Source organism: Mycobacterium sp., from assembly GCF_049280035.1.
GTDB lineage: Bacteria > Actinomycetota > Actinomycetes > Mycobacteriales > Mycobacteriaceae > Mycobacterium.
This window is the reverse complement of record NZ_JBAPPI010000189.1, coordinates 1-11,149: the sequence shown is the minus strand read 5'-3', so window position 1 is coordinate 11,149 and position 11,149 is coordinate 1. Positions and strand designations below refer to the sequence as shown.

The 11,149-nt window shown below is 64.5% G+C and carries 10 protein-coding genes and 1 pseudogene; 2 read left to right on the top strand and 9 right to left on the bottom strand.

Features of this window, described 5'->3' with window-relative positions; genetic code table 11:
- Positions 1-647: 647 nt before the first annotated feature.
- Positions 648-1,742, top strand: a complete 1,095-nt coding sequence (pstS, locus tag WAN71_RS06255) for a phosphate ABC transporter substrate-binding protein PstS (RefSeq protein WP_422224503.1) — start codon at positions 648-650, stop codon at positions 1,740-1,742.
- Between the two features lie 34 nt (positions 1,743-1,776).
- On the opposite strand, the gene WAN71_RS06250 is transcribed toward pstS, so the two are convergent.
- The 7 genes and pseudogenes from WAN71_RS06250 to WAN71_RS06220 all read right to left on the bottom strand — a co-directional run bounded on the left by WAN71_RS06250 (position 1,777) and on the right by WAN71_RS06220 (position 7,216).
- Positions 1,777-2,073, bottom strand: coding sequence for a DUF1330 domain-containing protein (locus tag WAN71_RS06250; protein ID WP_422224502.1), 297 nt, complete (start codon positions 2,071-2,073; stop codon positions 1,777-1,779).
- 36 nt (positions 2,074-2,109) lie between these two features.
- Complete coding sequence (locus WAN71_RS06245) at positions 2,110-2,298, bottom strand: ferredoxin (RefSeq protein WP_422224501.1); 189 nt, start codon at positions 2,296-2,298, stop codon at positions 2,110-2,112.
- Positions 2,295-3,578 (bottom strand): cytochrome P450, encoded by a 1,284-nt coding sequence (locus WAN71_RS06240; protein WP_422224500.1) that lies wholly within the window; start codon positions 3,576-3,578, stop codon positions 2,295-2,297. The genes WAN71_RS06245 and WAN71_RS06240 overlap by 4 nt, the downstream gene beginning before the upstream one ends.
- Before the next feature lie 109 nt (positions 3,579-3,687).
- Positions 3,688-4,194: a hypothetical protein gene (locus WAN71_RS06235; RefSeq protein WP_422224499.1), complete on the bottom strand. Its 507-nt coding sequence runs from the start codon at positions 4,192-4,194 to the stop codon at positions 3,688-3,690.
- Entirely contained in the window at positions 4,191-4,796 is a 606-nt protein-coding gene (locus WAN71_RS06230; protein ID WP_422224498.1) for a TetR/AcrR family transcriptional regulator, read from the bottom strand. The genes WAN71_RS06235 and WAN71_RS06230 overlap by 4 nt, the downstream gene beginning before the upstream one ends.
- 92 nt (positions 4,797-4,888) lie before the next feature.
- A pseudogene (locus WAN71_RS06225) lies at positions 4,889-6,059 on the bottom strand (acyl-CoA dehydrogenase family protein).
- An 11-nt stretch (positions 6,060-6,070) separates the two neighbouring features.
- The gene (locus tag WAN71_RS06220) at positions 6,071-7,216 is read right to left on the bottom strand and encodes a thiolase family protein (protein WP_422224497.1); all 1,146 of its coding nucleotides are present in this window, start codon (positions 7,214-7,216) and stop codon (positions 6,071-6,073) included.
- A gap of 171 nt (positions 7,217-7,387) precedes the next feature.
- Between WAN71_RS06220 and WAN71_RS06215 the strand changes: the two genes are divergently transcribed.
- On the top strand, positions 7,388-8,806 hold the full coding sequence (locus WAN71_RS06215) for a PE-PPE domain-containing protein (protein WP_422224496.1): 1,419 nt from the start codon (positions 7,388-7,390) through the stop codon (positions 8,804-8,806).
- A gap of 163 nt (positions 8,807-8,969) precedes the next feature.
- On the opposite strand, the gene WAN71_RS06210 is transcribed toward WAN71_RS06215, so the two are convergent.
- Positions 8,970-10,187 carry a CaiB/BaiF CoA transferase family protein gene (locus WAN71_RS06210; RefSeq protein WP_422224495.1) on the bottom strand — a complete coding sequence of 406 codons (1,218 nt, stop codon included), beginning with the start codon at positions 10,185-10,187 and terminating at the stop codon, positions 8,970-8,972.
- Between the two features lie 94 nt (positions 10,188-10,281).
- Positions 10,282-11,149, bottom strand: an 868-nt coding sequence (locus WAN71_RS06205) for an acyl-CoA dehydrogenase family protein (RefSeq protein WP_422224494.1), incomplete at its 5' end; no start/stop codon positions are given.

The window sequence follows — 11,149 nt, the reverse complement described above, 5'->3', positions numbered from 1 at the left end:
TGTCCCCGGAACGGCTGCGAGCAGGCCAAGTCGACGCCCGCGCCGACATCTACGCGTTGGCGTGCGTGCTCTATGAGTGTCTGACCGGCAGCACACCATTTCCCGGAGACAACTTCGAACAGCAAATGACCGCGCACTTGACCGAGCCGCCGCCGCGCCCGTCGAGCACCGATCCCAACGTGCCCGCCACGTTCGATCCGGTGATCGCCACCGGCATGGCCAAAAACCCCGACAACCGGTATGCCACCACCGTCGAGTTGGCCAACGCCGCCCACGACGCCATCACCGTCCCCATTCCCCGACCGACACCGACTCCGGCGCCCAACCCACCCACGGAGCAGGCGAGTCCTGTCACGGCGCCCTGGGTCCCACCACACGACAAGCCACCGCAACCGCCGCCCACGCCAATACCCGGACCCACTGTCCTCGACGACCCCGCGCCGCCCACGCCCGCAACCGAACCCGCCGCGCAGCAACAGCCCGCCGACCTGAACCTGGCCGCGACCCAACACCGCCCACCCGGCTGGCCGCCTGTCCCACCACCCCGACCCGCCGACCGGCCGCCCCCTCGGATCGGTACACCGCCACCGTCGTGGGGGCAGCCCCAACCCCGGAAGGTGAAGTGGCCGCTTATCGGTGTGGTCGTGGTGCTGGCCGCTGGCATCATCGGCTACTTTCTCTGGCCACAGTCGCACCCCAACCCGCCCGCAACCCAAGCCGCGCAGCCCGCGCCGCCTTCGGGGCAAACGGCGCAGGTGTCATGCGGCGGCAAGAATACGTTGACAGCAAGCGGCTCGACCGCGCAGGCGAATGCGATGGCCCGTTTCGTCAACGCCTTCGAACAGGCGTGTTCAGGTCAAACCTTGAACTACACGGCCAATGGTTCGGGTGCTGGGATCAACGAATTCGTGGGCAACCAAACCGATTTTGGCGGCTCGGACGTACCGTTGAGCACCGACGAACACAGGAAAGCGCAACAGCGGTGCGGCTCGCCGGCCTGGGATTTGCCGGTGGTATTCGGCCCGATCGCGATCACCTACAACGTCAACGGCGTCACCACGCTGAATCTGGACGGCCCGACGGCCGCCAAGATGTTCAACGGCGCGATCAAGGCGTGGGACGACCCCGCGATCAAGGCCCTCAACCCGAACACCAACATGCCGTCGACACCCATCCACGTCGTCTTCCGCAGCGACCAGTCGGGCACGACGGACAATTTCCAGCAATACCTCGACGGCGCGTCGGACGGTGCGTGGGGCAAGGGCGCCGGCAAGACGTTCAATGGCGGAGTGGGTGAGGGCGCCAAGGGCAACGACGGCACGTCAGCGGCGATCAAGGCCACCGACGGCTCCATCACTTACAGCCAGTGGTCGTTCGCCCAGGCGCAAAAACTGAACATGGCGAATATCGTCACCTCGGCAGGCCCCGACGCCGTTTCGATCAGCGCTGACTCAGTTGGCAAGACGATTGCTGGGGCCAATGTCAAGGGCCAGGGCAACGATCTGGTGCTGGACACGGTGTCGTTCTACAAGCCGACGCAGCCGGGTGCCTATCCGATCGTGCTCGCGACCTACGAAGTCGTCTGCTCGAAATACCCGGACAGCCAAGCGGGCGCGGCCGTCAAGGCCTTCTTGCAGTCCGCGATCGGCGCTGGCCAGAATGGTCTGGCCGACAACGGATATATTCCCATCCCCGACGCATTCAAGTCGATGTTGTCGGCCGCGGTCAATGCCATCACGTGATCCGAGGCCGTCGTTCTAGTAAACCTGCTGCGGCTCAGCTAAATCCGGAGAGGATGACGACGTTGCAGTCGGCCGCCCCGTGGCGCAGCTTGGCCGCCTTCTGGTAGGCCTCGGACTCGTACCACGCGCGAGCGGCATCCACCGACTCGAACTCCAGAACAACGGTCTGGTCGCCATGCCAGGTGCCTTCGATGACCTTGGGTGCGGTGTCCACCGCGAGAATGTTGACACCGCCCATCGCTGCTCCGACCGCCCGGCCGTAAGCCTTCATGCCCTCCGGATCCTTGATGGCCTCGGTGAGGATGACGTATCCCTTAGGTCCCTGTGCCATAGTGCAGTGAATCTCCTTATCCGAGTGCGCTTTTGGTCAGCGTTCGGCGATAGCCTGTTCGGGGCAGCAGTCGATTGCCTCCCGAGTAACCCCCTCGAATTCCGTTGGAACGTCGGAGGATATCGCCTCTGCGTAGCCATCGTCGGTCAGGTTGAACACCTCCGGGCAGAGCGTGACGCACACGCCATGACCGCGACAACGCTGGTCGTCGACCCAGACTTTCATGCTGGCGTGAATTCCAGGTGCAGCTCGGTCAGGCCGCGCAGGATATAGGTCGGGACGTACTGGTAGCGACGGTCATTCGCCGGTCCATGCACGCGCTCGTTGATCCGGATGTCGGACGTGCGGTCGAGCAGCCGCTCGATGGCCACCCGCGTTTCGGCGCGTGCCAGTGGCGCGCCGGGGCAGCTGTGAATGCCTCGCCCGAACGAGATGTGCTGACGGGCATTCTTGCGGGCCGGGTCGAAGGTGGCGGGGTGTTCGAACCGGCGCGGATCGCGGTTGGCGGCGGCCTGCACAACCATGACGGTGGTGCCGGCGGGCAGGTCGACCCCGCCGATGTTGACCGGCACCCGGTTCATCCGGAAGTCTCCCTTGACCGGGCTCTCGATGCGCAGCGCCTCTTCGATGAAGTTGGGGATCTGGCTGCGGTCCTTGCGCAACTGCGCCTGGATGTCGGGGCGCTCCCCGATGGTCTGCAGCGCGGCGCCCAGCAGTCGCACGGTGGTTTCCTGCCCCGCCGAGAACACGTTGCTGGCGACGCGGGCGACATCCTCGACATCAGGGGTCGAGCCATCGGGGTAGGTGGCGGTCGCCAGGCCGGTGAGCACGTCGTCGCGGGGCTCACGTCGGCGGTCGGAGACATAGTCGGAGAAAAGACCGTAGAGGAATTCCAGCGGACTGTGCGCCAGGGCTTCCTTGCCGGTGCCTCCGATGCCGCCACCCGAGTGCTGGCGGATGCCTTTGACGAACTTGTCGCGATCTTCCATCGGCACGCCCAGCAGGTCGGCGATGACCAGCAGCGTGAACGGGCTGGCGAAGCCCTTGATGAATTCGCCGCGCCCCGGCGCCAGGAACTCGTCGAGTGCCTGGTCGGCGAGCACCCACATGGCGTCCTCGTTCTCCTTGAGGCGCTTGGGAGTGATCAACCGCATCAGCAGGGCGCGGTGGTTGGTGTGTGTCGGCGGGTCCAGCGTCGGGAGTTGATCGCTGAATGGCAGCTTGTCGCGGTGCTCCTCGATCAGCTCGGTGATGTCCCCACCCTCCAGACCCTCGAGGGATACCGGAAAGCCGGGGAACGGACCGGTTACCGCGATGCACGACGACCACGTCTCGGCGTCGTTCAAGACGGCGCAGGCTTCGTCCCAGCCCGTCACCATGGTCACTTCGTGGTGGTTCTCCCGGGTGACCGGGCACTGCTGCCGGAGGGCCTCGTAATAGGGGTACGGGTCCTGGACGAGCCGCTGGTCACGGAAGAAATCCATCTCGGTGAAGTCATTCACCATCTGCTGCTCCGTTCGGCAATCCGGCTAGTGAGAACGTCCCTCTCAGCTATGAGTATTAGATTTCCACAGAGCATGCCGCGACGTCAACGCGGCCTGAACGGGCCTGGGGTCAGCCGGCCGGAATGAGGTCGGCCTCGACCGACTGGCCGGCCATCACGCGGCTGCGGAACGTCTCGACCAGCGCGATCGAATCCTGGGGCATCGCGGCGGCCGCGAGCGCCTCGGCTTTGAACGCCTGGGCAGCCGCGCTCAGCCGGTGCTGGACCAGGCCGACGCTGTCGTCCAGCTCGGCCGGCCATGTCTCGCCCCACAAGGTGACTTCGGCGGCGCCCTGATCGAGCGCCTGCACAACGCCCTGCCGGACGCGGGAATCGCAGCCGAACAGATCCGCCGCAGCCGCCAGGGTCTGGGGCGGCGCCCGATGCCCCGCCGTGGCCAGTGCGTATTCCAGGTCGACGATCCGGGCGCCAAGGATTTGCAGCGGTCGCTCGTCAGGATGGTCGACGAGCAGCACGGTGACGTCCCATCCGGCCATCGCCCGATCGAACAGCCACCCGCCGGCGAACTTCACCACGTCGGCGACGTCCGCGGCGACCACATCGAGCCGGTATCTCATGGCGAGCTCGGCGGTGCCATGTCCCGAGCCAACGATTCCGCGTATTCCTTGAAGACCTCGGTCAGTGGTATCGAAGGATTGAGCAACCATGTGGTCTCCATTCCGGTGATGAAGGCAATTATTTGGAGCGCCTTGACGGTGACGTCCATGTCCATGCGATACCGGCCGGCCCGCTGACCCCGCCGGATGAGCTCGGTGATGATGTCGACCGCGCCCTGGTATCGCTCGACGAGGCGGTCGTGCAGCGGAGCGTCAGGATCGATGCTCTCCGCCAGCAACACGGTGTACGTGCCGACCAGTTCGGGTGACCGGTAGAACCGATCGGCGACCGCGGCGATTTCCGAGATCAGATCGCCGGCCCGGTCGGCGTGCCCATCGTCGTCGGCGTCGCGGACGTCGAGCACAGCGTGCAGCAGCTGTTCCTTGGATTCGAAGTGATGGAGGAGTCCAGCGGGGCTGACGCCGGCTTCGCTGGCGATCTGGGCCAGCGTCGTATTTCGCCACCCGTTGCGGGTAAGCAGCCGCTGCGCGACGGCCAGAATCCGCTGTTTGCGGTCCTCACCTTTAGCCAGCAGCGAGTCGTACGGCCGTGTCTCGGGCACCGGACTCCTTTGTCCAACCAACCAACTGAACACACAGTAGGTTGGTTTGCCGGGTGTGACAAGGGTCGCAGACGATGATCTTTTCTAGCCCGTTACAGACCCAGCGACTTGGCGATGATCACCTTCATCACTTCACTGGTTCCGGCGTAGATGCGTGCGACGCGCGCATCGGTGTACAGCCGGGCGATCGGATACTCCATCATGTAGCCGTAACCGCCGAAGAGCTGCAGGCAACGGTCGATGACCCGGGCCTGCATCTCCGTGCAGAACAGCTTGACGCGCGCGGCGTCGGCGGCCGACAGTTCGCCGGAGACGTGTAACGCCACCGCACGATCCAGCATCGCCTGGCCGGCCTCCACCTCCGTCGAGCACGCGGCCAGCTCGAACTTGGTGTTCTGGAACGAGGCCACCGGAGTCCCGAAAGCCTTGCGGTCCTTGGTGTAGTCGATCGCCGCGGCGATCGCCGAGCGCGCCTGCGCCACCGATCCGACGGCCACCGTCAAACGTTCCTGCGGCAGGTTGTGGCCCAGATAGCCGAACGCCTCCCCCTCGTCGCCGAGAACGTTCTCGACGGGGACACGGACGTCGACGAACGACAGTTCGGCGGTGTCTTGGACCTTGCAGCCCATCTTCTCCAGTTCGCGACCGCGGGTGAAACCCTCCATCCCGTCCTCGACGACGAGCAGCGTCAGACCATTGCGCCGGTTTCCGGGGTCGGTCGACGTGCGGGCGACGACGATCACGAGGTCGGCCTGAATGCCGCCGGTAATGAATGTCTTGGCGCCGTTGACGATCCAGTGGTTGCCGTCACGCACCGCGGTGGTGCGCATACCAGCGAGGTCTGACCCGGTTCCCGGTTCGATCATCGCGACGGCGGTGAGCAACGTCCCGTCGGCCAGGCCGGGAAACCAGCGTTTGCGCTGCTCTTCGTTCGCGTAGTGCAGGAAGTACGGCAGGATCACCTCGAGTTGGGTGCGGACCGTCGACAGCGTCACCAATGCCCGCGCCGCCTCCTCCTGGAGCACGACGTTGTAGCGGTAGTCAGGCATGCCGGCGCCGCCGTACTCTTCGGGAATCGCCATCCCGAGCATCCCGAGCGCACCCATCTGCTTAAAGACGTCGCGCGGCATCCGCCGGCTTTCTCCCACTCCGGGTAGGCGGGCACGACCTCCTTCTCGATGAATTGCGGGCCAGCTCCCGGAAAGCCTCGTGGTCTTCGGTGAACTGGGGGCACCTCCCGCTTGCGGGGGAGTCTCGACGCATGAATTCCCCTGTCAGGCAACAAGTTCTACGAGCGTGGCGTTGGCGGTGCCACCGCCTTCACACATGGTCTGCAATCCATACCGAATTCCGTTGTCGCACATATGATGTGCCATCCGGGTCATCAAGACCGCGCCCGACGCGCCGAGCGGATGACCGAGGGCGATGGCTCCGCCCAGCGGATTGACCCGGTCGGGGTCGGCGCCAGTTTCGGCCAGCCAGGCAAGCGGCACCGGGGCGAACGCCTCGTTGACCTCGAACACGCCGACTTCGGCGAGTGAGACACCGGCCTTGGTGAGCACCTTTTCGGTGGCGGGGATGGGGCCGGTGAGCATCAGCACTGGGTCCGCCCCGGTCACCGCACCCGCCCGATATCGCACCAGCGGAGTCAACCCGAGCTCGACCGCCGTTTGTGACGTCATCACCAACAGCGCGGCCGCGCCATCGGAAATCTGCGAGGAATTGCCGGCGTGAATCACCCCGTCGTCGACGAACGCCGGCTTGAGCCCGGACAGTTTCTCGACGGTGGTCCCGCGCCGCACGCCCTCGTCGGCGGTGACTGCGGTGTCGTCGACAAACACCGGGACGATCTGCTCGTCGAAGGCACGGTTGTCCTGCGCCGCGGCAGCCCGTTCGTGCGACAGCGCGGAGTATTCATCGAGCCGGGTGCGGGAAAACCCCCACTTCTTCGCGATCATCTCGGCCGACAGCCCTTGGTTGAAGGAGAAATCGCCATAGCGGGCAAGAACTTTGGGCCCGTAGGGCATTCCGGTGGCCCTGGCCGCACCCAATGGCACCCGGCTCATCACCTCGACGCCACCGGCCACGACGACGTCCTGCTGGCCGGACATCACCGCCTGCACCGCGAAGTCGAGGGCCTGCTGGCTGGAACCGCACGCCCGGTTGATCGTCGTGCCGGGGATGCTCTCAGGCCACCCGGCGGCCAGCACCGCGTAACGCCCGATGTTGCTGGATTGGTCTCCGACCTGCGACACACAGCCCCACACGACGTCGTCGATGATCTCCGGGCCGATGCCGGTGCGCGCCAGCAGCTCGTTGAGCACCAGAGCCGACAGGTCGGCGGCGTGCATGCCGGACAGCCCACCGTTGCGCTTGCCGACCGGTGTCCGCACTGCTTCGACGATGACTGTTTCACGCATTTGCCTGCTCCGATCTCGATACCGCCTATCGACAGTAAACGACGGCTCTCGCCGCTGTGCGAACACTGCGGGTGCGGAATCCTCTGTTTCAAATCGACCGACGTGTTGTAATTCGATCACTGTTCCGCACTGCGGTGGGATGTCGTCTGCACCTCAAAGGGGAGGGCCTCAATGCGTCGTCTGCACAGCCTCTTCGGTGTCACCATTGCGGGCGCCAGCCTGATCGCGATCCCCCCGGTGGTAGCGCCGATACCCGCCGCCCAGACTCGCGCGGTGCAGCTCATCAGCGGTGATACCGCGGATTCTCCGCTCGGGGATGGCACGGCGTTCGTCCTGGGTGGCAGCGGCCTCCCGACTCCCGGTCAACCGTATGCGGATGTCGTCGACTCGGACTACTTCGCACCGCGCGACTTTTCCGGCACGACGCAGATCCTGACCACACCGGAAGGGCTCTACCCGTTTTTGGGTCCCTTTGGCGAGACGTTCAACGACTCGGAGGCCCAGGGACAACAGATCCTGGACACCGCGATCTTGAACCAAATCGCCGGAGGACAGGTCGACGCCGCAAACCCGGTGGACGTTTTCGGCTACTCCCAGAGCTCGGTGATCTCGTCGCTATTGATGCCGGAACTCGCGAGCCAAGGTGTGCCCAGCGATGATGTTCACTTCGTGCTGGTCGGTGATGAAAGCGCTCCCAACGGAGGCATACTGGAGCGCTTCGACCTGCCGGCCGGTACGCAGCCGATCATTCCCAGCCTGGGCCTTACCTTCAGCGGCCCCGAAGCATCTGACCTCTACCCCACCGACGTTTACACGAACGAATACGACGGCTTCGCCGACTTCCCGCAGTACCCGATCGACCCACTGTCTGACATCAACGCTGTGTTGGGCATCGTCTTTCAGCACACCACTTACCTGGGCCTCACGCCCGAGCAGATCCAGAACGCCATTCAACTGCCGACGACGGCGGCCGACACCCTGACCAACTACTACATGATTCCGGATACCACTCTGCCGCTGCTAGATCCATTGCAACTGATTCCCTTCATCGGCCAGCCGCTGGTCGATCTGTTGAACCCGGACTTGTCGGTGCTGGTGAACCTGGGCTACGGCGACGTCGCCGATAACTACTTGGGCGGTTGGAGTCAGGGCAATGCAGATGTGCCCACAACCTTGGGGTTCCTGCCGAGTTCCAGTGTCCTAGAGCAGGTCCCGCAAGCTTTAGTCAACGGATTGCAGCAAGGGATCACCGATGCCCTCAAGGATTTGACCAATCCGAGCAACTACGCGTACTCGTTGCCATCTTGGGCCGACGAACTTGTGAAGTTCGCAGACGCTCTCCCCGGTACCGAGTTTTCAGTCCTCTCACCGGTACCCACGACTTTCCAGGATCTTTTCGATACCTTCCCACCCCATACCGGCATCCCGCCTCTGGACGTAGCGACCGCGCTGCTAATCAGCCTTCCCGAAATCGACTACAACGTCTTCACGTCCGACCTGGCAGCCGGAGACCTCATGGATGCTATCGGCGTTCCGATCGCCGCCGACCTGGGAATATTACCTCTGGCGCTAATAGGAGCAGCGCTTTAGCCGTGACGCTATGCGCTGCGGTCGATTCAGCGTCAGCGTCCGAACACCGTTGCGGTCACTGCACAGCAGCGCGGAATCCTGGGACATCAGCGCCGCTCGGCCCCGCTACCGGGAGGTGCCCCCACCTCAGCGCTTCGCTCTGCATCTTCGCCGGCGCAGGACATCAGCCGTACACCGGCCCGATGGCGCCTTGCACTCGCAGCGCGTCAATCTCGGCGGGTGCAATGCCGAGCTCGGCGAGCACCGAGTCGGTGTGCTGCCCGAGCCCGGGGACCGCACCCATGGCGAGCTGGTAGCCGGAGATGACGGGCGGAGGCAACAAGGCCTGAATCGGGCCGGCCGGTGTGTCGACCTGCCGCCACCGATCCCGGGCCGTCAACTGCGGATGCGATAAGACCTCGCTTGGCAGGTTGTACCGCGCATTGCCGATCCCTGCGGCATCCGCCGTCTTCTGTACATGTTCCAAGTCGTGCGCCGAGCACCAGGCGCCGACAGCGTCGTCCAGGATGTCGCGGTGCGCGCAGCGACCGGCGTTGCTGGCGAACCGCGGATCATCGGCGAGGTCGGCACGCTGCAAGATCTGACGCGAAAGCCGTTGCCATTCAGCATCGTTCGTGGTGCCCAGGACGACGGTCTGACCATCGGCAGTGCGGTAGGCGCCGTACGGCGCCACCGCAGGCGAACTCAGCCCCAACGGCTGCTGGTCGACACCGGAATGCTGGGTGAAAGTGAGCGGGTAACCCATCAGATCGGTCATCGTGTCGAACAAACTCACCGCGACCGCGTTGCCGTGTTTGGCAGGAGTTGACCCGGCGTCGCGTGCATAAAGCAGCGCCAAAATCGAGAGCGCCGAATACAGTCCGGTGCTGATGTCCGCCATCGGCGGCCCTGGCTTGGCCGGTGCGCCGGGATGGCCGGTCACGGCGCATGCGCCGGATTCCGCTTGTGCAAGCAGGTCGTAGGCCCGCTTGTGCGACAGCGGTCCGCCAGGGCCATACCCGTCGATTTCGACTGCGATCACGTTCGGGTGGCGTTTCGCCAGGTCGTCCGGCGCGATGCCCAGCCTGGCGGTAGATCCTGGCGCGAGGTTGGAAACCAGCACATCGGCACGATCAAGGAGCCGACGCAGAATATCCAGCCCGGCGTCGGTTTTCAGGTTGAGCGTCACCGACTCCTTGCCCCGGTTAGCCCAAACAAAGTGCGCGGCAAGCCCGTTGACGACATCGTCATAGTGCCGGGCGAAGTCTCCCCCGTTGGGGTTTTCCACTTTGATCACGCGTGCACCGAAGTCGGCGAGCACCCGCGTGCACATCGGCGCGGAGACCGCCTGCTCCAAGGCCACGACGGTGATTCCCGCCAGCGGCCCCCCGTTTTCCGACATCACATCACCATGCCGCCGTCCACCGCGCCGATCCCGCAGCCGGATCCGGTGACCAATGCCGATCGGCCGGTCAGGTCGAACAGGGAGTTGGTCATCAATAGCTCCTCGGCAGTTTGAGGACGTGCGACCCAAGGAAGTTCAGGATCATCTCCTGGCTGACCGGCGCAATCTTCATCAGCCTGGCCTCCCGGAAATACCGTGACACGTGATACTCCTCGGAATAGCCCATCCCGCCGTGGGTTTGCAGCGCCCGGTCGGCCGCAGTGAAACCGGCATCGGCGCATAGGTATTTCGCGGTGTTGGCCTCGCGTCCGCACGGTTTTCCGTTGTCGTAGAGCCAGGTGGCTTTGCGTAGCATCAACTCGGCGGCGTCAAGCCGGGCAAGCGAATCGGCCAGCGGGAACTGAATGCCCTGGTTCATCCCGATCGGCCGGCCGAATACATGCCTTTCGTTGGCGTATTTCACTGCCTTCTCCAGGGCGACCCGGCCGATGCCCAGCGCCTCGGCGGCGATCAGCATCCGTTCCGGGTTGAGGCCATCGAGGATGTACTGAAAGCCCTTGCCCTCCTCGCCAATTCGATCCTCGACCGGCACGTGCAAGTCATCGATGAACAACTCGTTGGAGCTGACCGCGTTGCGGCCCATCTTGCGGATCGGCCGGATGTCCACCCGGCTACGGTCCAGATCGGTGAGGAACAGCGTCATCCCATCGGTCTTTTTGGTGACCTCGTCATAGGGCTGTGTTCTGGTGAGGAGGAGGATTTTCTGCGACTCGAGCGCCTTGGAAATCCAGACTTTTCGGCCATTTACGACGTAGTGGTCACCGTCGCGTTTGGCGCACGTCGTGATGCGTGAGGTGTCCAGTCCTGCACCGGGTTCGGTGACTCCGAAGCACACGTGTAGCTCGCCCGTCGCGACCCGCGGCAAGGTGCGCGCTTTGAGCTCCTCGGAGCCGTGCACC

Excerpts from the sequence above, each read along its gene's own strand:
- WAN71_RS06245 (WP_422224501.1), bottom strand. The coding sequence starts at position 2,298 with ATGAAAGTCTGGGTCGACGACCAGCGTTGTCGCGGTCATGGCGTGTGC.
- WAN71_RS06250 (WP_422224502.1), bottom strand. The coding sequence starts at position 2,073 with ATGGCACAGGGACCTAAGGGATACGTCATCCTCACCGAGGCCATCAAG.
- WAN71_RS06220 (WP_422224497.1), bottom strand. The coding sequence starts at position 7,216 with ATGCGTGAAACAGTCATCGTCGAAGCAGTGCGGACACCGGTCGGCAAG.
- WAN71_RS06235 (WP_422224499.1), bottom strand. The coding sequence starts at position 4,194 with ATGAGATACCGGCTCGATGTGGTCGCCGCGGACGTCGCCGACGTGGTG.
- WAN71_RS06215 (WP_422224496.1), top strand. The coding sequence starts at position 7,388 with ATGCGTCGTCTGCACAGCCTCTTCGGTGTCACCATTGCGGGCGCCAGC.
- WAN71_RS06210 (WP_422224495.1), bottom strand. The coding sequence starts at position 10,187 with ATGTCGGAAAACGGGGGGCCGCTGGCGGGAATCACCGTCGTGGCCTTG.
- WAN71_RS06240 (WP_422224500.1), bottom strand. The coding sequence starts at position 3,578 with ATGGTGAATGACTTCACCGAGATGGATTTCTTCCGTGACCAGCGGCTC.